Source organism: Pseudarthrobacter enclensis (assembly GCF_001457025.1).
Taxonomy (GTDB): domain Bacteria; phylum Actinomycetota; class Actinomycetes; order Actinomycetales; family Micrococcaceae; genus Arthrobacter; species Arthrobacter enclensis.
Genome location: NZ_KQ758602.1, coordinates 171712 through 195255, shown reverse-complemented (window position 1 = coordinate 195255; position 23544 = coordinate 171712). Strand labels below are relative to the sequence as shown.

The 23544-nt window shown below is 67.3% G+C and carries 21 protein-coding genes; 10 read left to right on the top strand and 11 right to left on the bottom strand.

Annotation, left to right across the window (positions count from 1 at the left end; genetic code table 11):
* The first annotated feature begins 463 nt into the window (after positions 1–463).
* Positions 464–2956, top strand: coding sequence for an ATP-dependent Clp protease ATP-binding subunit (locus tag AS031_RS11330; protein WP_058268256.1), 2493 nt, complete (start codon positions 464–466; stop codon positions 2954–2956).
* A gap of 564 nt (positions 2957–3520) precedes the next feature.
* Here AS031_RS11330 and AS031_RS11325 read toward each other — a convergent pair.
* Positions 3521–4375: an IS3 family transposase gene (locus tag AS031_RS11325; RefSeq protein ID WP_058268255.1), complete on the bottom strand. Its 855-nt coding sequence runs from the start codon at positions 4373–4375 to the stop codon at positions 3521–3523.
* Positions 4372–4776 carry a helix-turn-helix domain-containing protein gene (locus AS031_RS20315; protein ID WP_371325986.1) on the bottom strand — a complete coding sequence of 135 codons (405 nt, stop codon included), beginning with the start codon at positions 4774–4776 and terminating at the stop codon, positions 4372–4374. The genes AS031_RS11325 and AS031_RS20315 overlap by 4 nt, the downstream gene beginning before the upstream one ends.
* 551 nt (positions 4777–5327) lie before the next feature.
* Between AS031_RS20315 and AS031_RS11320 the strand changes: the two genes are divergently transcribed.
* The 6 genes from AS031_RS11320 to AS031_RS20030 all read left to right on the top strand — a co-directional run bounded on the left by AS031_RS11320 (position 5328) and on the right by AS031_RS20030 (position 10886).
* Positions 5328–7448, top strand: a complete 2121-nt coding sequence (locus AS031_RS11320; protein ID WP_058268254.1) for a S9 family peptidase — start codon at positions 5328–5330, stop codon at positions 7446–7448.
* 94 nt (positions 7449–7542) lie between these two features.
* The gene (locus tag AS031_RS11315) at positions 7543–8052 is read left to right on the top strand and encodes an amino-acid N-acetyltransferase (protein ID WP_058268253.1); all 510 of its coding nucleotides are present in this window, start codon (positions 7543–7545) and stop codon (positions 8050–8052) included.
* Between the two features lie 246 nt (positions 8053–8298).
* Positions 8299–9300, top strand: coding sequence for a dihydroxyacetone kinase subunit DhaK (dhaK, locus tag AS031_RS11310; protein ID WP_058268252.1), 1002 nt, complete (start codon positions 8299–8301; stop codon positions 9298–9300).
* A gap of 2 nt (positions 9301–9302) precedes the next feature.
* The gene (dhaL, locus tag AS031_RS11305; protein ID WP_058268251.1) at positions 9303–9935 is read left to right on the top strand and encodes a dihydroxyacetone kinase subunit DhaL; all 633 of its coding nucleotides are present in this window, start codon (positions 9303–9305) and stop codon (positions 9933–9935) included.
* Positions 9932–10627 (top strand): dihydroxyacetone kinase phosphoryl donor subunit DhaM, encoded by a 696-nt coding sequence (dhaM, locus tag AS031_RS11300; protein ID WP_058268250.1) that lies wholly within the window; start codon positions 9932–9934, stop codon positions 10625–10627. Before dhaL ends, dhaM begins: the two co-directional genes overlap by 4 nt.
* A 91-nt stretch (positions 10628–10718) precedes the next feature.
* A complete protein-coding gene (locus AS031_RS20030; protein ID WP_169793878.1) occupies positions 10719–10886 on the top strand; it encodes a hypothetical protein in 168 nt (55 codons plus the stop codon).
* A gap of 21 nt (positions 10887–10907) precedes the next feature.
* On the opposite strand, the gene AS031_RS11295 is transcribed toward AS031_RS20030, so the two are convergent.
* The 3 genes from AS031_RS11295 to AS031_RS11285 all read right to left on the bottom strand — a co-directional run bounded on the left by AS031_RS11295 (position 10908) and on the right by AS031_RS11285 (position 12864).
* Positions 10908–11390, bottom strand: a complete 483-nt coding sequence (locus AS031_RS11295; RefSeq protein WP_058268249.1) for a hypothetical protein — start codon at positions 11388–11390, stop codon at positions 10908–10910.
* A gap of 63 nt (positions 11391–11453) precedes the next feature.
* Positions 11454–11888 carry a DUF3592 domain-containing protein gene (locus AS031_RS11290; protein WP_058268248.1) on the bottom strand — a complete coding sequence of 145 codons (435 nt, stop codon included), beginning with the start codon at positions 11886–11888 and terminating at the stop codon, positions 11454–11456.
* Positions 11889–11937: 49 nt separating this feature from the next.
* Complete coding sequence (locus AS031_RS11285; protein ID WP_058268480.1) at positions 11938–12864, bottom strand: HhH-GPD family protein; 927 nt, start codon at positions 12862–12864, stop codon at positions 11938–11940.
* A 184-nt stretch (positions 12865–13048) separates the two neighbouring features.
* Between AS031_RS11285 and AS031_RS11280 the strand changes: the two genes are divergently transcribed.
* Complete coding sequence (locus AS031_RS11280; protein ID WP_058268247.1) at positions 13049–13738, top strand: hypothetical protein; 690 nt, start codon at positions 13049–13051, stop codon at positions 13736–13738.
* Positions 13739–13803: 65 nt separating this feature from the next.
* Here the strand turns inward: AS031_RS11280 and disA are convergent, their stop codons facing one another.
* The 3 genes from disA to AS031_RS11265 form a co-directional block, all read right to left on the bottom strand.
* On the bottom strand, positions 13804–14880 hold the full coding sequence (gene disA, locus AS031_RS11275; RefSeq protein WP_058268246.1) for a DNA integrity scanning diadenylate cyclase DisA: 1077 nt from the start codon (positions 14878–14880) through the stop codon (positions 13804–13806).
* 265 nt (positions 14881–15145) lie between these two features.
* On the bottom strand, positions 15146–15640 hold the full coding sequence (locus AS031_RS11270; protein WP_058268245.1) for a 2'-5' RNA ligase family protein: 495 nt from the start codon (positions 15638–15640) through the stop codon (positions 15146–15148).
* A gap of 87 nt (positions 15641–15727) precedes the next feature.
* The gene (locus tag AS031_RS11265; RefSeq protein WP_058268244.1) at positions 15728–15934 is read right to left on the bottom strand and encodes a hypothetical protein; all 207 of its coding nucleotides are present in this window, start codon (positions 15932–15934) and stop codon (positions 15728–15730) included.
* Positions 15935–16075: 141 nt separating this feature from the next.
* On the opposite strand from AS031_RS11265, the gene AS031_RS11260 reads away from it, so the two are divergent.
* Both AS031_RS11260 and AS031_RS11255 read left to right on the top strand, forming a co-directional pair.
* Positions 16076–17689 (top strand): peptide chain release factor 3, encoded by a 1614-nt coding sequence (locus tag AS031_RS11260; protein WP_058268243.1) that lies wholly within the window; start codon positions 16076–16078, stop codon positions 17687–17689.
* Positions 17690–17696: 7 nt separating this feature from the next.
* A complete protein-coding gene (locus AS031_RS11255; RefSeq protein ID WP_058268242.1) occupies positions 17697–18932 on the top strand; it encodes a beta-ketoacyl-[acyl-carrier-protein] synthase family protein in 1236 nt (411 codons plus the stop codon).
* 107 nt (positions 18933–19039) lie between these two features.
* Here AS031_RS11255 and AS031_RS11250 read toward each other — a convergent pair whose 3' ends face one another.
* The 3 genes from AS031_RS11250 to AS031_RS11240 all read right to left on the bottom strand — a co-directional run bounded on the left by AS031_RS11250 (position 19040) and on the right by AS031_RS11240 (position 23525).
* Positions 19040–20410 (bottom strand): MFS transporter, encoded by a 1371-nt coding sequence (locus AS031_RS11250; protein ID WP_228379619.1) that lies wholly within the window; start codon positions 20408–20410, stop codon positions 19040–19042.
* A gap of 176 nt (positions 20411–20586) precedes the next feature.
* On the bottom strand, positions 20587–21915 hold the full coding sequence (locus AS031_RS11245) for an enolase C-terminal domain-like protein (protein WP_058268241.1): 1329 nt from the start codon (positions 21913–21915) through the stop codon (positions 20587–20589).
* Positions 21912–23525, bottom strand: a complete 1614-nt coding sequence (locus tag AS031_RS11240; RefSeq protein ID WP_058268240.1) for an aldehyde dehydrogenase (NADP(+)) — start codon at positions 23523–23525, stop codon at positions 21912–21914. The genes AS031_RS11245 and AS031_RS11240 overlap by 4 nt, the downstream gene beginning before the upstream one ends.
* Between the last annotated feature and the right edge of the window lie 19 nt (positions 23526–23544).

The window sequence follows — 23544 nt, the reverse complement described above, 5'->3', positions numbered from 1 at the left end:
GGAAACCCGTCTTCGTCACCGCCGGGATAACCTGCCTGTGGCACACGCAGCTGAATGTTTTCTGTGAAATTTTGCGTGCCCGGCATTAAGGGCGGCCGCTTCATTCGCGGTATTATCCCGCGCGCGCCGCGAGGGGAAATGCCGGCGCCGCCGGGATCCGCGCGGTATATGCCAGGGATTTGGGGGCCGGTAAGGCCTGTTTTGCCGATGTCCTAATTCCCGGCGCCGCCGGGAAGTCATTCCGCAGCGACGCCACCCGGGCGGGAAATGCTCCCCATAGGGCTGTCAAGGCAGGGGGATACCGGCAGCCCTCAGGGTCGGGCCGCGCCATAGGCAAACGTCCTGGGGCCAACCTTGGTTGCACCCCTGAAAAGGGTGTGGGTTTCCCCTGTGGCGAACACGCTCCCCAAGACCGGGTCCGCCCCGTAGCATCAAAGTACGTCGTAGCTAGGAGTGTGGCGAAATGTTTGAGCGATTTACGGACCGTGCCCGTCGCGTAGTTGTGCTTGCCCAAGAAGAGGCACGCATGCTGAACCACAATTACATCGGTACCGAACACATCCTCTTGGGTCTGATCCATGAGGGTGAGGGCGTTGCCGCCAAAGCTCTTGAGTCCTTGAGCATTTCGCTCGACGGCGTTCGCGAGCAGGTGCAGGAGATCATCGGCCAGGGCCAGCAGGCTCCGTCCGGCCACATCCCCTTCACGCCCCGCGCAAAGAAGGTGCTGGAGCTTTCCCTCCGCGAAGCCCTCCAGCTCGGCCACAACTACATCGGCACGGAGCACATCCTGCTCGGCCTGATCCGCGAGGGCGAGGGCGTCGCAGCCCAGGTCCTGGTCAAGCTCGGTGCTGACCTCAACCGGGTCCGCCAGCAGGTCATCCAGCTCCTCTCCGGCTACCAGGGCAAGGAGACCACCGGCGCAGGCGTCGGCGGCGGCCAGCCAGAAGGCGCTCCTGCCGGTTCCGTCGTGCTGGACCAGTTCGGCCGCAACCTGACCCAGGCTGCGCGCGAGAACAAGCTCGACCCCGTCATCGGGCGCGAGCAGGAGATGGAACGCGTCATGCAGGTCCTCTCCCGCCGCACCAAGAACAACCCCGTCCTGATCGGTGAGCCCGGCGTGGGCAAGACCGCCGTCGTCGAGGGCCTCGCCCAGGCGATCGTCCGCGGCGATGTCCCGGAGACCATCAAGGACAAGCAGCTCTACACCCTGGACCTGGGTTCGCTGGTGGCAGGTTCCCGCTACCGCGGTGACTTCGAAGAGCGCCTGAAGAAGGTACTCAAGGAAATCCGCACCCGCGGCGACATCATCCTGTTCATCGACGAGATCCACACCCTGGTGGGTGCGGGCGCCGCCGAGGGTGCCATCGATGCCGCCTCGATCCTGAAGCCCATGCTGGCCCGCGGCGAGCTGCAGACCATCGGTGCCACCACGCTGGACGAGTACCGCAAGCACATCGAGAAGGACGCCGCCCTGGAGCGCCGCTTCCAGCCCATCCAGGTCAAGGAACCCTCCGTGGCGCACGCCATCGAGATCCTCAAGGGCCTGCGGGACCGGTACGAGGCACACCACCGCGTCACCATCACCGACGGCGCCCTGGCCTCCGCCGCGAGCCTCGCCGAACGCTACATCTCGGACCGATTCCTCCCCGACAAGGCCATCGACCTCATCGATGAAGCCGGCGCCCGGCTGCGCATCCGCCGCATGACCGCTCCGCCGGAGCTCAAGGCCATGGACGAGCGCATCGCCAAGCTGAAGATGGAGAAGGAATCCGCCATCGACGCCCAGGACTTCGAGGGTGCAGCTTCGCTCCGCGACAAGGAGCAGAAGATGATTTCCGAGCGCGCGGAGAAGGAGCGCCAGTGGAAGTCCGGCGGAATGGACGACATCTCCGAGGTGGATGAGGATCTCATCGCCGAGGTGCTGGCCAACTCCACCGGCATCCCCGTCTTCAAGCTGACCGAGGAAGAGTCCTCGCGGCTGCTCAAGATGGAAGAGGAACTGCACAAGCGCGTGGTGGGCCAGGACGAGGCCATCAAGGCACTGTCCCAGGCCATCCGCCGCACCCGTGCAGGGCTCAAGGACCCCAAGCGTCCCGGTGGCTCGTTCATCTTCGCCGGCCCCACCGGCGTCGGCAAGACCGAGCTGGCCAAGGCACTTGCGGAGTTCCTGTTCGGTGAGGAGGACGCCCTCATCACCCTGGACATGTCCGAGTACTCCGAGAAGCACACCGTTTCGCGGCTCTTCGGTGCCCCTCCGGGCTACGTGGGCTACGAAGAGGGTGGCCAGCTGACCGAGAAGGTCCGCCGCCGTCCGTTCTCCGTGGTGCTGTTCGACGAGGTGGAAAAGGCCCACGCGGACCTCTTCAACTCGCTGCTGCAGATCCTGGAAGACGGCCGCCTGACCGACTCCCAGGGCCGCGTGGTGGACTTCAAGAACACCGTGATCATCATGACCACCAACCTGGGTACCCGGGACATCTCCAAGAGTGTCGCCACGGGCTTCCAGTCCGGCACCGACACGCAGACCGGCTACAACCGCATGCGTGCCCGCGTCACGGAGGAACTCAAGCAGCACTTCCGCCCCGAGTTCCTCAACCGTGTTGACGACGTCGTGGTGTTCCCGCAGCTCACCCAGGACGAGATCATCGAGATCGTGGACCTGTTCGTTACCCGCCTGGAGAAGCGCCTCAAGGACAAGGACATGGGCATCGAGCTGACCAAGGCCGCCAAGGTCCTCCTGGCTACCCGCGGCTACGATCCCGCCATGGGTGCCCGGCCGCTGCGCCGCACCATCCAGCGCGAGATCGAGGACCAGCTGTCCGAGAAGATCCTCTTCGGCGAGATCCACACCGGCGACATCGTCGTAGTGGATGTCGAAGGCGAAGGCGACGATGCGAAGTTCACCTTCGCCGGCAACGCCAAGCCGCGCATCCCGGAAATCGCCCCGAGCCACTAGGCTCCGGCAGTCCCGAAAGCCCCGCCACTCCACCATGAACTGGTCCCCGAAAGTTGGACTCGTAAATGTGCGAGCTCCACTCTAGTGGTTAGCGCCGACTCTTCACGGAAGTCCCCGTCCCGTTTGGACGGGGACTTCCGTCGTTGCTGAAGGTTCTATGTCCGGCTAGTGAGCACCAGCTTCGCAGCATCACAAGGGGCTACTCGAGGCGGGCTCACGGTCGTAGACTCCCGGTATCGCAAGGGAATTGAGGGCAGCGTCGATGAGAGTGCTTCTGAAGATACTCATCTCTTTGCTGATCATTGCTGTGGTGACGTTCGGCTCTACATGGCTTTTCGGTCCTGAGTCTGCAGGTGCGGCACTTTTGATGATCTGCATCTTTCTCGGCGGGTACTTTGGAGCCGGGTGGGGCGGACGTCAGGCAGCAAAGACGGATCAATACCGTCAGGAATGGCTTTCGAGGCGAAAAGAAACGCGCCGAACGCCACCCGAGCGGCCGGAGGACCCTCAGTAGACCGGATCCTGGGGCAAGGAGCCGTCCCACTAACCGTTGGGAAAAGGGAGCTAGGCCGCAAGCATCTGGGCGCGGTACTGTACCGGGCTCAAGCCTTTGAGCTTGGTGGATATTCGCTCGGTGTTGTACCAGTGGATGTATTCGTGCAGTGCTGCCGTTAGGGCTTCAGTGTTAAGGAAGCGGACACGGTGGAAGAGTTCTTCCTTGAGGTGTCCGAAGAAGTTTTCCATCACGGCGTTGTCGTAGCAGTTGGCTTTGCGGGACATTGATTGGACTGCGCCGGCGTTCGCCAAAAGGGTGCGCCACGAGATGTGCTGGTACTGGAATCCCTGGTCGGAATGCACGAGTGGCTGCTGCCCATGCTCCAAACATTCCAACGCTGCACGCAAGGAGTTGTTAGTCAGATCCAGGTTCGGGGATGTGCTGATGCTGTGGGAGATGATTTGCCGGTCGAAGAGGTCCATGACAGGCGAGAGGTAGAGCTTGCGGTCTCCGACGCTGAACTCTGTCACGTCAGTGACCCACTTCTGGTTGGGTGCAGTCGCATCGAACTTCCTGTTCAGGAGGTTCGGCGCGATCATGCCTTGCTCGCCTTGGTAGGAGCTGCAGCGCTTCCTGCGTCGGACCTTGCAGAACAGGCCGAGTGCCCGCATCAACTTCAGCACGGTCTTTTTTGCCACCACCCAGCCAAGATTGAGCAGCTCCCTGTGCACCCGCCGGTGCCCGTATCGGCCATGGTTCTTCTTGAAGATCTCCCTGATGGAGGCCTTGAGCTCCTCTTGCGGGTCAGGGACTTGAAGGCGCGCCTGGTGATAGAAAAACGTGGATCGCGCCAGGCCCGAGACCTGAAGAAGAAGCGGCAGCGGGAAGTCAGCCTTGAGGGCGATGAGGGCCTGGACCTTCACCTTTGTTTTGAAGCCCTCAAGGCTCGCAATTTTCCCAGATACGCGACTTGGGCCCGCAGGCGTTCGTTCTCCCGCCGTAGCCTTTCTAGCTCGGATACTTCTGCAGGCGGTGGGGAGTCCGGCTTCCGGGGTCTGCCCTTGGGCTTGGGGCGTAAGGCGTCCACGCCTTCACGACGGTAGGTACGCACCCACGACTTGAGTACCAGGGCCGAAGATAAGCCGGCCTCTTCAGCCAAGGCCGGTGCAGTCTCACCCGCGAGGAACCGATGCACCAGGGCGAGCTTGAATTCGAACGTGTATGACTGAGCAGGCTTCGTCACCAGCGCACCTTGCCCATGGATCCTCCACCGCCGATACAGCCTCTTAACAGGCCCACTAGAGTCACGAGACACACCCAGCATGGTGGCTGTCGCCGTGTATGCAAGGCCCTTCTCAAACCACGCTACAGCCGTTGCGCGCTGATCGGCCGACAAAGAACTACTTGAACGCAAAACTGCTCCCCGGAAGTCGAAACTGAATTTTCAGTCCAACTTCCGGGGAGCAGTTCACCAGGAGCGGCGGGGCTTTCTCCGTTAAACCCACCGTCCGTGGTTGAGCCCGGTGACGGCCACCAGAGATTTCCCGGCGCCTGCATAAATCCCTGATACCCGCCACCTCATGCGCACGGGCTTTTGGCTAAGAACGGCCCGGACCCGCATAAGCGTTGCTGGCCAACAACGCTTATGCGGCCCAGGGCCGCTTGAGTCCCATCCTGTCGTGGCACGTCCTGTGCGCGGCTCCTAGCGCAGGCGCCGGGGTCATTTGTGTAGCTTGCGTCAAAGCGAGGAACGAGCAGCAAGCGGCAAATGGCCCCGGTGGCGGCGCGCCCCAACCGCGGGGGAGGCGCCCGGGCATGCGGCGGGTGCCGTGTGGCGGCTGTGATCGGCAGCACATAGCGTGTTGAATCGGATGCATGGCTAACGAGAATCCGGCGATCCCGGACGAGCAACCACTGACCCCCTTCCACGACCTCGACCACTACCTGTCCATCCCCCGGGTAGGCGGCCTGGCACTGAGCCCCGACGGCTCCCGGCTGGTCACCACCGTGAGCACCCTGAACGGCAAGGGTACGGCGTTCGCCACGGCGCTGTGGGAACTGGATCCGACCGGCCAGAAGCATGCCCGCCGCATCACCCGCAGTGCCAAGGGCGAGGCCGGCGCTGCGTTCGCCGCCAACGGGGACGTGTACTTCACGTCCGCGCGCCCCGACCCGGACAGCCCCGACGACGAACCCGTCAGCGCGCTGTGGCTCCTGCCGGCCGATGGCGGCGAAGCGCGGGTGGTCCTCAGCCGGCCGGGCGGCATCAGCAAGGTGCTGACGGCCAAGGCCGCCGATGCCACCTTCGTCGCGGCCGAGGTCCTGGCAGGGTCCACCAACGAGGAGGATGATGCTGACCGCCGCAAGGTCCGCAAGGACAGGAAAGTCTCCGCCATCCTGCACAGCGAGTACCCGGTGCGCTACTGGGACGCAGACCTGGGCCCCGGCCAGCCAAGGCTCTTCGCTGTGGAGCCTGGCGGTGACACCGCATGCGGGAAGCCGGCGACCGTCGACGCCGCGGCCCCGCTGGCGCTCCGCAACCTGACTCCCGACGCCGGCCCGCGGCTCCGCGAGGCCGACACTGTAGTCAGCCCCGACGGCCGCACCATCTACACCAGCTACACCAAGCCCCTCGCGAAGGCGGACAGCCGCTCGGTGCTGGTCGCCGTGAACGTGGCCTCAGGCAGCATGAAGGTGCTGCTGGACCGCGAAGGCATGAGCTATTTCCCCGGCCCGGTCAGTCCGGACGGCCGCACCCTGGCCGTGGTCAGCGAAAGCGATTCCACTCCCCGCCAGGCGCCCGCGATCCGGCTGCACTTGCTCGATGTCTCCGGGGACGCCGGTGCCGGCGATGGTTTGCTGCCCCTGGCCCACGACTGGGACCGCTGGCCCCACCCGGCTGCCTGGCTGCCCGACGGGTCCGGACTCCTGGTCACGGCAGACGACGACGGCGCGTCGCCGGTATTCCGGATCAGCGTTCCGGCTGCTGCCGCCGAAGTGGGTGTCACGCGGCTGACGCAGGACGCCGCCGCCTACTCCGACGTGGTGGTCTCACCCGAGGGACGCTACGCCTATGCGCTCCGCAGCTCCTACGAGTTCCCGGCCGAGGCCGTGCGGATCGACCTGGCGACCGGCGAGACGACGCGCCTGCCGGGGCCGGTGGAAAGGCCGGCCTGCCCGGGCAGGCTGGAACGGATCGCCGCCACGGCACCGGACGGGTCCCGGGTTCCTGCCTACCTCGCCCTGCCGGACGGAGCAACGCCCGCGTCCCCCGCGCCGCTGCTGCTCTGGATCCACGGCGGCCCCCTGGGGTCCTGGAACGCGTGGACATGGCGCTGGAATCCGTGGCTGATGACGGCCAAGGGCTACGCGGTGCTGCTCCCGGACCCGGCCCTGTCCACTGGCTATGGGCAGGCGAACATCCAGCGCGGCTGGGGGGAGTGGGGCAAGGCGCCGTTCACGGACCTGATGGCCGTCACTGACGTGGCCGTGGAACGGCCCGACATCGACGAAACCCGGACAGCCGCCATGGGCGGATCCTTCGGCGGCTATATGGCCAACTGGGTGGCAGGCAACACGGACCGGTTCAAGGCAGTGGTCACCCATGCAAGCCTTTGGGCTCTGGACCAGTTCGGCCCCACCACCGACGCCTCGCAGTACTGGCTCAAGGAAATGACCGAAGAAATGGCGATGGAGAATTCTCCGCACCTCCACGTGGAGAATATCGCCACTCCCATGCTGGTGATCCACGGCGACAAGGACTACCGGGTACCCATCGGCGAGGGCCTGAGGCTCTGGTACGAGCTGCTGTCCAAGTCCAGGCTCCCCGCCGACCAGGACGGGCAGACTCCCCACCGCTTCCTCTACTTCCCGGATGAGAACCACTGGATCCTGCAGCCGCAGCACGCCAAAGTCTGGTACCGCGTGGTGGAGTGGTTCCTGGCAAAGAACGTCCTGGGCCAGGAGGTGGAGCTGCCGCCCGAACTGGGCCGCTGAATCAGTCGGCTCGGCCCGGCGCCGTCGGCCGAGGCATTTGCCGGCGCCTGCTCCTGCATCCCCACTGGCTCCCTGGCCTCGTAGGATTGAATCCGTGACCGATTCCTTCCAGATACGCCCAGCACGCACCACCGACGTCCCCGCCATCAAGAGGCTGGTGGAGCCCCTGGCCGAGGAGCGGATCCTGATGGCGAAGGAAACCGTTGCCTACTACGAAAGCCTCCAGGAATTCCTGATCGCCGAATCGGACGCCGGTGAGGTCATCGGCTGCGGCGCGCTGCACGTCATGTGGGAGGACCTCGCCGAGGTCCGCACCCTGGCGGCGGCCTCCGACTGGCGGGGCAGGGGAGTGGGGCATGTCCTGGTGGAAAAGCTGCTGGAGCAGGCCCGGGCCCTCGGGGTGGCCCGGGTCTTCTGCCTGACCTTCGAAGTCGATTTCTTCAAACGCCACGGCTTCGAAGTGATGGCGGACCAGTCCGCCGTGGACCCGGTGGTCTATTCCGAGCTCCTGCGCTCCCATGATGAAGGCGTGGCGGAGTTCCTGGACCTTGCCCGCGTCAAGCCCAACACTCTGGGCAACACCAGGATGATCCGCTCCCTGTAGGAGCCTGGCCCCGCGCCAACAGCATCAGCAGAGTGCAAACTGCCCTTCCACCTGCACTTCCTTTTACTCGAATTGATGGATAAACTGGGTTCCGGCCGGGTTGGGGGGCCCAGGAAAAGGGACAGTCATTGGGGGCTGTCCCTTTTCTGTGCCCGGGCCAGGCCGGACCCTATCGCAGGCCCATTTGCCGGTAGTAGGGTCGGGATTGTCATCCTCCAGGAGCACAGCACAGCCAGGAGCACCGCCATGAAGAAACTCATTAACGATCCCAGGTCCGTTGTCACGGAATCCGTGCAGGGCTTCGGGCAGGCCCACGCAGACCTCGTCACGATCAACGAAGATCCCACGTACATTACGCGCAAGGACGCGCCGGTTAGCGGCAAAGTGGGCCTGGTCTCGGGCGGAGGCAGCGGGCACGAACCCCTGCACGCCGGCTACGTCGGATTCGGAATGCTCGACGCCGCCGTGCCGGGGGCGGTGTTCACCTCGCCCACGCCGGACCAGATCCTCCCGGCGACCCTCGCCGTGAACTCCGGCGCCGGCGTCGTCCATATCGTCAAGAACTACACCGGTGACGTGCTGAACTTCGAGACAGCGGCCGAACTTGCCGAAGCCGAAGGCGTCAGCGTTCGGACCGTCCTGGTCAACGACGACGTTGCCGTGGAGGACTCTCTCTACACCGCAGGACGCCGTGGTGTGGGCGGCACGGTACTGGTGGAAAAGATTGCCGGTGCCGCCGCTGAGCGCGGTGACGACCTGGACGCCGTGGCCGCCATCGGCGAACGGGTCAACGCCAACGTCAGGACCATGGGCGTGGCACTGTCCGCCTGTACGGTGCCGCACGCCGGCTCCCCAAGCTTCGACCTGGCTGACGACGAGATCGAGATCGGGATCGGCATCCACGGGGAACCCGGACGCCACCGCATTCCCCTGGAGAACGCCGACGGCATCACCGACCGCCTCCTTGAACCGGTCCTGGCAGACCTGAAGATCGGCTCCGGCGACAAAGTGCTGCTCTTCGTCAACGGCATGGGTGGTACGCCCCTCAGTGAGCTCTACATCGTCTACCGGCGCGCGGCGCAGGTCCTCGCGGACAACGGCGCCACGGTGGAGCGCTCCCTGGTGGGCAACTACATCACCGCGCTGGAAATGCAGGGCTGCTCCATCTCCGTCCTCCGACTGGATGACGAGCTGACCGGCCTGTGGGATGCTCCTGTCCACACCGCTGCCCTCCGCTGGGGCGCCTGACCATGGAGCTGGACATCGCCTGGACCGTGAAATGGCTGCAGCTCTGTGCCGAGGCAATGGCCGAACACCGCGTGGAGCTGATCGAACTGGACCGTGCCATCGGCGATTCCGACCATGGGGAAAACATGGACCGCGGCTTCCAAGCGGTCTTGGCCAAGCTGGCCGATGGCCCGCCCGAGACGCCGTCGGCGGCGCTGAAGCTGACTGCCATGACGCTGATGTCCACGGTGGGCGGCGCGGCGGGGCCACTTTACGGCACGGCCTTCCTCCGTGCGGCCACGTCACTGGGCGATGCCGCCCGGATTGATCCGCCGGCGTGGGCGGCGGCGCTGGCCGCAGCAAGGGACGGCATTGTGGCACGGGGCAAGGCCGAGCCCGGCGACAAGACCATGGTGGACGCCTGGACCCCCGCCGTCGACGCCGCCCGTAACGCCGCGGACGGCGGCAACGCGGACAACCTGGCAGTCCTGGTGGCCGCCGCGGAAGCGGCTGAGGCCGGGGCTGTGGCCACCGACCCCATGGTGGCGCGCAAGGGCCGGGCCAGCTACCTGGGCGAACGCAGCGCCGGCCACCGGGACCCGGGCGCGGTTTCCAGCGCACTGATCCTCCGGGCTGCCGTGGAGGCCGCCGCGTGACAGTCAGCCTGGTAGTGGTCTCGCACAGTGAAAAAATTGCCGACGGCGCCGCGGAACTCGCCGCGCAAATGGCACCGAAGGTCCTGATCCTGCCGGCCGGCGGGACCGGGGACGGCAGGATCGGCACCAGCCTGGAGAAAGTCATGGCAGCCCTGGACAAGGCCGCCGGCGGGGACGGAGCCGTCATCCTGGCCGACCTGGGCTCAGCGGTGATGACCGCCGAATCGGCGCTTGAGTTTGTGGACGACCCCGCCGGGTTCCTGCTGGCCGATGCTCCCCTGGTGGAGGGGCTCGTGGCCGCCGCCGTGGCAGCCGAGGGCGGGGCGGACGTCCAGGCCGTCAAGCGTGCCGCAGAAGGTGCCCGCGGGCCGGCCCACCCTGACGGGCCCCTGGGGCAGCAGCTGGTGGCCGAGGGGCCGGTCACCGGGCAGGGCCCGGACTTCACCGGCGACTTCGAACTGGTCAACCAGGCCGGGATGCACGCCAGGCCGGCCGCCAAGATCGCTGGCGGGCTGGCATCGCTTGAGGCGGACGTCACCGTCAACGGCGTGGACGGGGCATCCATGACGGCGCTCATGACGCTCGGAGCGGGCAAGGGGTCGGTGCTCCACGTGGAGGCGTGGGGCGCTGATGCCGAGCGGGCCGTGAACTACGTGGGCGGGCTGGTGCAGGCGGGCTTCGGGGAGCCGTAGCCGGGGGTGCGGCAGGGGGACGCCGGCCACAATCCGGCCGGTCCGGTGTGTCCGCGGCTCCGGGCCGGACCGTGCCCATAAGCTCGAAGGCATGGAACAGCTCCACCCTGAAGACAACTCCCCCATGATCGAAGTGCTGGACGGGCAGATGTCGGTGGAAGAACTGCTGGCCGACCTTGGTTTCGAGTGGCATCCGCATCCGCTGGCGCCCGGGGAGGGCTCCGGGGCGGTTCCGTTCAGCCAGCCGGCGCTGTTCTAGGCTGGTTCGCCCAAATGCCGGTCAGCCGGGTTCCCGCAGGTAGTCCCGGTCCAGCACCACTGACGCCGTGACGAACTTTCCGCACTGTTCCCCGAACGGGTAATTGGCACGCGGCCGGAACTCGAGCGTGCGGACCGGCAGTGCGGCGCCGTCGGCCGCCGTTCCCGAAACCGTCACGGCCATCGCCGACTCCGTCAGCGTATCGAGCGCCAGCATCCCGATCTTTGTCCCGTCCGGCGATGCGGTGGCCGAACAAACACCCTCCCGGGTGCAGCCCTGGTCGACGCTGGCGCTGCCGGGGGTGAGCCCGACGTCGCCTTCCTTGCAGGCACCGTCCTGGCAGGCCTTCACATGCAGCCTGTCGACCACGGGCGCGTAGCCAGCAGTGACGGTCACCGACACGGCGGTGGCCTGGGCGATGGCCGGGCACCCTGCGGCCTCGGGGCCGCAGCCCGTGGCGAGCCCCGCCGTCGCGATCAATGCCAAAAGCAGCCGTGTGCGCACGTCTTCAGCGTAGGCCCGCCGGAGCGGGCTGGGGCCGGCCCCGGCAAAGTGGTGCCGGCATTGTTATGAGGGCAACGGAAAGGCACTGATGAACCAGAGCAGGGCCAGCGCGAAGACCGCGAAAAACGGGATCAGGCAGCCAAGGGTGGTCCGGGGTGCAGGCGAGACCTGGAGCGACTCGTTGGGGTTGGCCGGGTTGTAGGCGACCTCGATCAAAGAGCCCGGGGCGGGTGCTGCGGCGGTGGAGATCTCGGACTTGCCCATGAACAGGGTCCCGCGCGGGTCCGTGAACTGGTAGGTGGGGAAGAACCGGCGGCTGCGGCTGGAACCGCCTCCGCCGCTGGTCCACCCGGCAACGCTGCCGGTGACGGTCGCCTGCACCTTGGGCCAGCTGGCCATCAGCTGTTCCTGGCGCCGGGTCCTGCGGAGCGCATGGATCATGGCAAAGACAGCGGCCGCGACGAAGAGCGCCCACACGATGTAAAGGATGATTCTCAAGGCTTCCCCCGGTTCCGGTCACCAAGAAGTATGCCACCCCGGCCGCCGGTCACGCGGGCAGCCGGTAGCCGCCATCGTGGATCTCGGCCAGGCCGTCGTTGAGCAGCCCGGCCAGCGCCCGCTCCAGCTGCTCGGGAGCCGAGTTGAGCCGGTGCAGTGCCGCCAGCGGAACCCCAACGCCTTCCGGGGCGAAACCAAGGTCGGCTGGCGCCTGGTGGAACATCTCCGGCGGGACCGGTGTGTCCGCCTGGCGCAGTACGGCCATCACGGCTCCGCGGACCTGGCGGTCGGTGCCGTGCCACGCCTGGCCTTTGGGGATGTACGACGGCGGCGGCTCACCGGCGGCGAGCCACGCGCAGGAGTCCTTCACCGGGCAGGCGGCGCATTTGGGAGACCTGGCAGTGCAGACCATGGCGCCCAGCTCCATGACCGCCGCGTTCCAGCGGACGGAGGCCGCGCCGTCGTCCGGCAGCAGCGAGGCGGCCAGCCGCATCTCCGCGGCCGTCAGCGCGGGGGCGGGCAAGGCGGTGCCGGTGACCAGCCGGGCATGCACCCGCCGGATGTTGGTGTCCACCACCGTTTCCCGCCGGCCGTAAGCGAAGGCGGCCACCGCAGCGGCGGTGTAGCTGCCCACCCCGGGGAGGGCCAGCAGTTCCGCGTAGGTGTCCGGGACCCTGCCGCCGTGGTCCTGCACGATGGCCGTGGCCGCCGCATGCAGCCGGAGGGCGCGGCGCGGGTATCCCAGCCGGCCCCACGAGCGGACGGCTTCACCTGCGGGCTCAGTGGCAAGGTCCGCAGGAGCCGGCCAACGCTCCAGCCACTGTTCCCAGACCGGGAGGACACGCACCACGGGAGTTTGCTGGAGCATGATCTCGCTGACCAGCACCCCCCAGGCGGAGCAGTCCGGGTCCCGCCACGGCAGGTCGCGGGCGGTCTCAGCGAACCAGCCGGTGATGCGGCGGTGCAGGTCGTCCAGGAGCGGCCGGCCGGCAGGGCGTGGCGGTACTCCCGCAGGAGCGGCGGCTGAGGGGGCTTGAGTATCGATGCCAACACTGTAATGGATGCCTTTCCCGTGCCGGAAAACAGGATGTGACCAGAGCAATGGGGTGCCGGCGGCGTGGTGGAAGGGCAGAACCCGGGACGTTCCCTAGCCTAGGAAGATGGGCAGGCAAGGCAATCCACCAGCACGAGGCACGGCAACGGCACCCGGCTCCGGCGGTGCCCGGAAGCCGAGCGCTGCCGTGTACCGGCGCCGGCGCCTGTTCGTCGGTGGCGCATTGCTGATGGCCATCGCCCTGGTAGTGACCGGATTTGCCGTCTCCGGGATGTTCGGTGGAACGTCCGAGCAAGCCTCCTCAACGGCCCCGACCACGGCGGCACCGTCCGCGTCCGCTGAAGACCAGGCTTCGGCGTCGGGCACTGCTTCCGCCACGCCGACGCCCACACCGTCCGCCACCCCGGGCTGCAACCAGAACCTGGTGACAGTGTCCGCCTCAACGGACAAAGCCGCCTACGGCGATGGCGAGAACCCGCGGCTCACGCTGAAGGTGACCAACGGCAACACCGTGCCCTGCGAGGTGAACCTGGGAACCTCGCAGATGGAATTCCTGGTCACCAGCGGTGCGGACAGGGTTTTCTCCTCCAAGGACTGCCAGGCCGCCAGCGAGGACCTCGAAAAGACCCTGGCGCCCGGTGCCAGCGAAACAGCCAACTTCACCTGGCAGCGGAACCGAACAGTGGAGGGGTGCCAGGCGGTGGCGGCCAGGCCCGGAACCGGCGGCGCCTACTACATCTTCACCGCCAAGCTCGGCTCCAAGGCCAGCCCCAAAGCGGTGTTCCAGCTGAACTAGGACATTCCAACTGGACCCGAATGCTGCGCCGGTTGCCGGTGCAACCGCCCCTCAAACGGGCGGCGTCAGAGGAAGCGGTCCAGCAGGCTTGCTTCGGCCATCCGGCTGAGGCCTTCGCGGACCGTCCGGGCGCGCTGGTCGCCGATGCCGTCCACTGTCATGAGGTCGTCAATCGTGGCGGCCATGAGGAACTGCAGCCCGCCGAAGTGGTCCACCAGGCGGTCCGCCACAGCCTTCGGCACCGCCTTGAGTCCGGACAGCAGCCGGTAGCCGCGGGGCTGGACGACGGCGTCGAGCGTGTCCACGCCGCCTGCGAAACCGATGATGCCCGAAATCTTGCCGAGGTCGATCAGTTCCGTGGGACCAAGGTTGAGCAGGGCGTTGACCGCCTTGTCGATGTCCTCCGGCGAGGCGTCCGGGCCGGCGTAATCGCGGATGATCACATCACTGCCGGGGCCCCGGCCGACTGTCAGCTCATCGAGCTGGAGGGACAGGAGCCTGCCGTCCTCGCCAAGTTCCAGGACGTATTGCGAGATTTCCTCCGAGATGCGGCGGACCATTTCCTGCCGCTGGAGTGTCACGGCAACGTCCCGGACGGTGACCATCGCCTCGATTTCCAGGGCGGAGAGGGAGCTGGTGACCTGGTCCAGGCGGGCGCGGTACCGTTCCAGCGTGGCCAGCGCCTGGTTGGCGCGGGCCAGGACCTTCTCGGATCCTTCCAGCACGTGCCGGAGCCCGTTCACGTACAGAGCGATGATCTGCATGGACTGGCTGACGGAAATCACCGGGACACCGGTCTGGATGGCCACCCGTTCCGCGGTGCGGTGGCGGGTGCCCGATTCCTGGGTTTCGATGCTGGAATCCGGGACCAGCTGCACGGCGGCGCGCAGGATGTTGCCGGCGTCCTTGTCGCAGATGATGGCGCCGTCCATCTTGGCCAGCTCGCGCAGGCGGGTGGGGGAGAATTCGATGCCGATATCGAAGCCGCCTGAACAGATCGAATCAACGGTGCGGTCCGAACCCAGAACGATCAGTGCGCCGGTGCGCCCGCGGAGGATCCGTTCAAGTCCGTCGCGGAGGGGAGTTCCGGGGGCCACCCGGCCCAGAGTCGCCCTGAGTGATTCTTCGGGGCTCCGCGCCATAAGTTTTTCCCTTCAAAGGTGCGGGCACAACACCCCGCAAGAATGCCGGTACCTGCGCCTCTAAGGCCGGACCAAAAGTACTCATTTTCCCGCAAGCTCAATGATAGGGCCATCACCCACCCAATTCCGCACGGGCAAGCCCCAAAGTGCACCATGGGGGGTGTCCGGGAAGTGGCAGGACCGCGGGCGGGGCGTGCTGCGCGGAAGGTGCACTTTTCGGGCAACGGCGCCAAGGGCCGGCGGCCCGTCATGCCGGGTGCCGTGGCTAGAGTGCGGTGACCGACTTCGTGCTGCTGTCCCAGAGCCTGGCCCCTTCAATGCGTCCTTCGAAGGGCAGGTCCAGGAGGTCCAGGGCGCGTCCCAGCTGTTCGCCCGTGACCCGCCGGGCGAGGGTGACGTGCGGCGTCCAGGCGCCCGGCAGCGTCAACGCCACGGCACCTCCGATGGTGGCGTGGAGGTCCCGGTGCACCTGGGCAAGGGCGGTGGACAGCACCACGGAACGGGCCAGGACGTACTTGTACCGGCCGCCGGCAAACACCTGCACCCCGGAAAAGGCGACGTCCAGGGGCAGGGTGCCGCGGAACACCTCGAGGGTGTCGGGAACCAGCAGTCCGCCGCCGGCTGCCAGGGTCATGTGCGGCCGGTTGCTGGGGGCAGTATGTGAGGCAAGGCTGGGAAGGCCCGCCGCTGCAAGCCGCGACCAGTCGGCAGTGATGGCGGACTCCGTTGCGTCGTCGAACACCAGCTCTATGCTGCGCATCCACCCATCATCCCGCGGAACGGGCCTGTCCGTGCCGGAAGCCGCGCGAGGCGGTGACGGCCCGGGGTGCGGGAGGCCCGGGCAGGGTCAGCGGGCGCGGGCGCGCATCATCCGCTGCAGGTCCTCGCTGACCTTGGCCAGTGAGGCGGCACGGAGCGCCTTGAGTTCGGCCGGCGTCTGAACACCGCGTTTGCCGGAGCCGGCGTCCGCGTGGCCGGAGCCGTGCTCATGCATGCGGGCGGGCGCCAGGCCGGTGGTGAAAGGATCGTGGAAAGGGCTGCCGGGGTTCGTCATGCCGCCACGCTAGCGGCCGCCCGTTTCGCGGCTTTGAACTGCTGGTTTCACGGGTGTTAAGCGGACCGGCGCCGGTTTGCGGCCCTGCGATAAAATTGTCTTTTGGCTGTTTCCGGCCGCACCCGCAGCGAAAGTAGCACCGTGTCCCAAGATGTCCTGACCCCCGCCCGGATCAATGCGATTCACAAGGAAGCGGGCCGCCGCAGGACCTTTGCCGTCATCTCCCACCCCGACGCCGGCAAGTCCACGCTCACGGAAGCCCTCGCCCTGCACGCCAAGGTGATCGGCACCGCCGGCGCCTCCAGCGGAAAGGCCAACCGCAAGGAAACCGTCTCTGACTGGATGCAGATGGAGAAGGACCGCGGCATCTCCATCAGCTCCGCGGCCCTGCAGTTTTCCTACCGGGACACCGTCATCAACCTGCTGGACACCCCCGGCCACGCCGACTTCTCCGAAGACACCTACCGCGTACTTGCCGCCGTCGACTGCGCCGTGATGCTGGTGGACGCCGCCAAGGGCCTGGAAACCCAGACCATGAAGCTGTTCGAGGTCTGCAAGCAGCGGAACCTGCCCATCATCACCGTGATCAACAAGTGGGACCGCCCGGGCCTGGACGCTTTGGCCCTCATGGACGAGATCACCGAGCGTACCGGCCTGCAGCCGATGCCGCTGACCTGGGCCGTGGGCATTTCCGGCGACTTCCGCGGCGTCTGGGACCTCCGCAATGACCGTTTCGCCCGGTTCCAGCGCAATAACGCCGGTGCGCAGATCGCGCTCACGGAGTACTTCACCCCGGAAGAAGCCGCGGAGAGCCAGGGCAGCAACTGGTCCGACGCCGTGGACGAGGCCGGACTGGTCATCGAATCCAACCTCGAGTTCGACGTCGACGCCTTCCACGCCGGCAAAGCCACCCCCATCCTCTTCAGCTCGGCCGCACTCAACTTCGGCGTCAAGGAACTCCTCGACGCACTGGTGGACTTCGCCCCGCCCGCTGCGCCCCGCCCCGACGTCGAGGGCAGCCCCCGCCCCGTTGAATCACCGTTCTCCGGATTCGTGTTCAAGGTCCAGGCCGGCATGAACAAAGCCCACCGCGACCATGTGGCCTTCATCCGTGTCTGCTCCGGCGTCTTTGAACGCGGCATGGTGGTCACCCAGACCCGCACCGGCAAGTCCTTTGCCACCAAGTACGCCCAGCAGGTGTTCGGCCGTGAACGGGAAGTGATCGACGAGGCATACCCCGGCGACGTGGTGGGCCTGGTCAACGCGTCCTCGCTGCGCGTCGGCGACAGCCTCTTCCTCGAGGAACCCGTGGAATACCCGGCCATCCCGCTGTTCGCCCCGGAACACTTCCAGGTGGCACGCTCCAAGGACCCCAGCAAGTTCAAGCAGTTCCGCCGCGGCATCGAACAGCTCGAGCATGAGGGCGTCATCCAGGTGCTGCGCTCCGACCTGCGCGGGGACCAGGCGCCCGTGCTCGCCGCCGTCGGCCCCATGCAGTTCGAAGTGGTGGAGGACCGCATGGCGCACGACTTCAGCGCCCCCATGCGCCTGGAGCGCCTGCCCTACTCGCTGGCCAGGATCACGACGGCGGACGCCATGCCTGCCCTGGCCAACGTGATCGGCGCGGAGGTGCTGCTGCGGTCCGACGGCGAATACCTCGCCCTGTTCAACGACGTCTGGGCCCTGCGCCGGATCGAAAAGAACCACCCGGACCTGACCCTGGTGCCCATCGGCACGCACAACCCCGCAAAGTAAGGGCACCATGACGGAACCCACCACGGCCAGGCCGCGCGCCCTCGTTACCGGCGCCGGTACCATCAACCCTCTTGGCGCCTCCATGGCGGAGACGTGGCAGGCGTTGCTCGCCGGAGAATCCGGCATCACCGCGCTGGAGGAGGACTGGGCCGGGCAGCTGCCCGTCAGGATCGCCGGCCAGGTGTCCGCGGACCTCTCGGAGCACCTCAGCACCCGGGAAATGAAGCGGATGGACCGCTGCGGCCAGCTCGCACTGATTGCCGCGCGCGAGGCGTGGGCCCAGGCCGGTGCACCGGAGGTGGACCCGGAACGCTTCGCCGTGGTGATCGGCTCCGCGTACGGCGGACTGAGATCCACCATCGAACAGGACCGCGTGCTGGCGGCGTCCGGACCCCGCAAGGTCTCGCCGCACACCCTCACCCGGCTGATGGCCAACGGCCCCGCCGCCTGGGTGTCCATCGATCTCGGTGCCCGCGGCGGGGCCCGGACTCCGGTCAGCGCCTGCGCTTCCGGGGCTGAGGCGATTGTCCAGGCAGCCGGGATGATCCGGTCCGGCGCTGCCGACGTCGTGATTGCCGGCGGCGTGGACGCCTCCGTTAACGACCTCGTGATCAGCGGTTTCTCGCAGATCCGCGCACTGTCAACACGCCCGGGCGACCCGCGGGAAGCTTCCCGGCCGTTCGACGCCGGACGCGACGGCTTCGTGCTGGCCGAAGGGGCCGGCGTGGTGGTGCTGGAGAGCGAGGAGCACGCCCGTGCCCGGGGCGCCGCGGTCCTCGGCGAAGTTGCCGGCGGGGCGGTGACCTCGGATGCGCATGACATCGTGGCCGCCGATCCGGATATGCAGCGCCGCGTCATGCAGAAAGCGCTGGCTGCGGCCGGCATGGAGGCCGGCGACATCGGATTCGTCCACGCCCACGCCACCTCCACCCCGGTGGGCGACCGGCTGGAGGGACAGGCCATCAGCGCCGTTTTCGGCCCGGACGTGCCAGTGACCTCCACCAAGGGGCACACCGGCCACCTGCTGGGCGGCGCCGGTGCCCTCGCCGCCGTCGTGGTCCTCGAAGCGCTGCGCACCGGGCAGCTTCCCGGAACGTTGAACGTGGATGCCTTGGATCCTGAGGTGGACCTGAACGTGGTCACTGAAGCTGCCCACGCCTTGCCCGCCTCCGCCCGCGCCGGGCTGGTCAACGCCTTCGGCTTCGGCGGGCACAGCGTTGCCCTGGTGATCTCCGGCGCGTAGCCACAACGCCGAAAACGCCGGAACGGTGCGGGGACGCTGTACCTGATCAGCGTCCCCGCACCGTTCCAGCGATTTGAACGCAGCGGCCGGGTGTGGAGGGCTGCGCGTCAGGCGCGGGCGGCCACCGGTTGGCTGGCTGCCTCAGCTGCCTTTGCTGAAGGGTTCGCGGAATTTACGACGGCGTCCCCTCCGCTGCGCCGCTCCTTCAGGAAGTAGACCAGGCCGGCGGCGATGGTGGACGCCGCCGCCAGGGCGAACAAGCCGGGGATGACGCTTCCGGTCTGCTCCTTGATGATGCCGAAGCCGAACGGGGCCACGAAGCCGCCCAGGTTGCCCAGCGAGTTGATGATGGCGATGGCCGGAGCCAGGACCAGCGGATGCAGCCCGGACTGCGGGATGGTCCAGAACAGCGGCGATGCGCTCTTGAACCCCATCGCGGCGACGGCCAGGAACACCAGCGCCATCACCGGGGATGCCACTGCGGCGGCGAACGTGCCCACCGCGGCCACCAGCAGGGCTGCCACCAGCAGCGGCTTCTTGGAGCGGGCCTTGTCCTGCAGCTTCGCGGCGAAGTACATGGCGAACACGGCACAAACCCACGGGATCGAGGACAGGAAGCCCACGGTCAGGTCCGTGGTGCCGGGGATCTGCTTGATGATGCTGGGCAGCCAGAACGTGTTGGCGTAGATGGACAGCTGCACCGAGAAGTAGATGCCGCACAGCAGCAGGATCTGCGGGTTCAGGAGCATCTTCCAGCGGTTGAGCTTGCCGTTGCCGGCCTTCGAGTGTTGCGCGTCCTCGTCGGCGATCGCGCCGGACAGGGCGTCCTTCTCGGCCGGAGAAAGCCACTTGGCGTCCTGGATCCTGGCGTCCAGCACGAAGAACACGGCCATGCCCACGACGACGGAGAGTGCACCTTCGAAGCCGAACAGCCACTGCCAGCCGCGCAGGCCCAGGGCACCTTGGAGGCTCAGGAGCGATCCTGCCACCGGGCCGGAAATCGCTGCGGCCACGGACGATCCGGCGATGAAGACGGCGGTAGCCTTTCCGCGCTGGCCGGCCGGAACCCAGCGGGCGAAGTAGAAGATGACGGCGGGGAAGAACCCGGCCTCGGCCGCGCCCAGGAGGAAGCGGAGGACGTAGAACATGGTTTCGTTCTGCACGAAAGCCATGAGGAAGGACACGGCTCCCCAGCTGATCATGATCCTGGTCAGCCACACCTTGGCGCCGTACTTCTCCATCATCACGTTGCTGGGCAGCTCGAAGATGGCGTAGGCGATGAAGAACAGGCCCGCCCCGAAGCCGTAAGCGGCCGCTCCGATGCCGACGTCGGCCTGCAGGTGGTCCTGCGCGTAGCCGATGTTGGAGCGGTTGAGCTGGTTGCAGACCAGCATCACCAGCATGATGGGCAGGACGCGCTTGAAGAACTTCTTCGTAGCCGAGGCCACGTCCGCGACAGCATTGTCCACAGACACCATTGAATGTTTCCTTTGGGGTAGATCAGCGGCCGGCGGCGGGGCGTGGGAATGTGCGGCCCGCCACACCGACTCCATAACTTTAGGGGATGGGCATGGGGAGGGCCCCTTTTGTTGCCTGCTATCAGGACAAAAGGGGCCCCCCAAGTGTTGGCAGCGCCGGTCAGTGCTGTTGCCTGCTACCTGACCAGGCAGGGCCGCTTCGGGTCGAAGGACCAGCCGTCTATGTAGTACTGCATGCCGATGCTGTCATCGCGGGCATCCAGGCCGTGCTCCAGGTACAGCTGGTGCGCCTTGTCCAGCGCCTCGCGGTCCAGTTCGATGCCCAGGCCGGGTGCTGCCGGGACCTCGATGGCACCGGCCTTGATCTGCAGCGGGTTCTTGGTCAGGCCCTGCCCGTCCTGCCAGATCCAGTGCGTGTCCAGGGCGGTGATCTCGCCGGGGGCAGCGGCCCCGGTGTGCGTGAACATGGCCAGCGAGATGTCGAAGTGGTTGTTCGAGTGCGAGCCCCAGGTGAGGCCGAACTCGTTGCACAGCTGGGCTACCCTGACTGAACCGTGCATGGTCCAGAAGTGCGGGTCCGCCAGCGGGATGTCCACGGCGTTGCTGCGGATGGCGTGCGACATTTCGCGCCAGTCCGTGGCGATCATGTTGGTGGCCGTCTTCAGCCCCGTGGCCCGGCGGAACTCCGCCATCACCTCGCGGCCGGAGAAGCGGCCCTCGGCACCGCAGGGGTCCTCGGCGTAGGCCACCACGCCCTGCATCCGCTTGCCCAGCCGGATGGCGTCGTCCAGGAGCCAGCCGCCGTTCGGGTCAAGGGTGACCCGGGCGTCCGGGAAGCGCCTGGCGAGGGCGGTGACCACGTCCACTTCCTCGTCGCCGGACAGGACGCCGCCCTTGAGCTTGAAGTCGCTGAATCCGTAACGCTCCTGTGCCGCTTCGGCCAGGGCGACGACGGCTTCCGGCGTCATGGCCTCCTGGCGGCGCAGTTCCTCCCACCGGTCCGACGGCGATTCCTCCACGAGGTAGGGCAGGTCGGTCCGTTTGTGGTCGCCCACGAAGAACAGGTAGCCGAGCATGGGCACCGACGTGCGCTGCTGCCCGTCGCCGAGCAGCTCCGCCACCGGGACGCCCAGGAACTGGCCGTGCAGGTCCAGCAGCGCGGATTCGACAGCCGTCACGGCGTGCACTGTGGTGCGCAGGTCGAAGGTCTGCAGGCCGCGGCCGCCAGCGTCGCGGTCGGCGAACTCGGCCGCGACGTCCCGCAGCAGGGAACGGTACCGGGCCACCGGCTTGCCCTTGATCAGGGCGCCGGCTTCCTCGATGGTGGTCCGGATCTTCTCGCCGCCGGGCACCTCGCCGAGGCCGGTGCGGCCGTCGGAGTCCGTCAGGATCACCACGTTGCGGGTGAAGAACGGGCCGTGGGCGCCGCTCAGGTTCATCAGCATGCTGTCGTGGCCGGCTACCGGCACTACCTCGATGCCGGCGATGGTGGGCTGGTTGCTCATGCGCGGGCCCCTGCTTTTTCTTCGGCCGGCAGCACGTTGCCGTCGATCCGGCGGTTGAGGTGCCAGGGGTTTTCGTCCTGCAGGGACGCGGGGAGGAGTTCCTGGGGGAGGTTCTGGTAGGCGACCGGGCGGAGGAAGCGGTGGATGGCGAGGGTTCCGACGGAGGTAGTGCGGGAGTCGGAGGTGGCCGGGAAGGGGCCGCCGTGGACCATGGCGTGGCCGACCTCGACGCCGGTGGGCCAGCCGTTGACGATGATGCGGCCCACTTTCTGTTCGAGGACGGGGATCAGGGGTGCCGCCGTCGCGTAGTCCTGTTCGGTGAGGTGCAGGGACGCGGTGAGCTGGCCTTCGATCCGCGAGGCCGCCTCGATGAGGTCCTCGGTGCCGGTGTAGCGGATCACCAGGGAGGCCGCACCGAAGATCTCCTGGTGCAGCACCTCGTTGGAGACGAAGTCCCTGACCTGGGTGCCGAAGATGGCGGGCGCGGGGGCGTTCTTGGTGGGCCCGGGGGTTCCCTGGCCGATCAGTTCGACGCCGGCGGCGCCGCTGAGGGCCTCGGTTCCGGTGTTCCAGGACCCGGCGATGCCTTCGGTGAGCATGGTCTGCCCGGCGCAGGCGGCAACGGCGCGTCCGACGGCGGCGGCGAGTTTGTCCCCCGCCTCGCCTGCGGGGGCGAACAGCAGGCCGGGGGAGGTGCACAGCTGGCCGGAGCTTCCGGTGACGGCGGTGACGTAGGCGGCCGCGAGGGCGTCAATGCTTGCGGCGTCACCGGAAAGGGCACCGTCAAAGACGAAGACCGGATTCAGCGAAGACATTTCGGCGTAGACGGGGATGGGCTCCGGGCGGTTGGCGGCAGTGCGCATCAGGGCGATTCCGGCCGACTGGGAGCCGGTGAACCCGACGGCCTTGATGGCGGGGTCCGCCACGAGGGCCTGGCCGATGCTGGAACCGGGGCCATAGATCAGGGAGAACACGCCGGGGTGCAGGCCGTGGTCCTTGACGGCTTTGGTGACGGCGTGGCCCACGAGTTCGCTGGTGCCGGGGTGGGCGTTGTGGGCTTTGAACACCACGGGGCAGCCCGCGGCGAGGGCGGAGGCGGTGTCGCCGCCGGCGGTGGAGAAGGCGAGCGGGAAGTTGCTGGCGCCGAACACGGCCACCGGGCCGAGCGGGACCTGGCGCTGGCGGATGTCCGCGCGGGGCAGGGGTGCCCGGTCCGGGATGGCCGGGTCGATGCGGACGCCGCGGTGGTCGCCCTGGCGGACGACGGCGGCGAAGAGGCGCAGCTGGCCCGTGGTGCGGGCGCGTTCGCCCTGCAGCCGGGCTGCGGGGAGGCCGGTTTCCTGTCCGGCGCGGGTGATGAGTTCCTCGCCGATGGCTTCAATGTTGTCCGCAATGGACTCAAGGAACGCGGCGTGGGTGTCCGGATCCAGGGTGCTGAAGGAGGCGAACGCGTCCGCGGCGGCGCGGGTCGCCGTCGTGAGCTGCTCCTCGGTGACCAGCGTGTAGGCGGGCTCAAGGGCCTCGTTGGTGGCCGGGTTGAATCCGGTGGTGGTTTTGCCGTTGCCGGCAACCGTCCGGCCCGCGATGAGTGAGTGTCCGGTCAGGGTCATGGGTTCTCCTGTGTCTTCG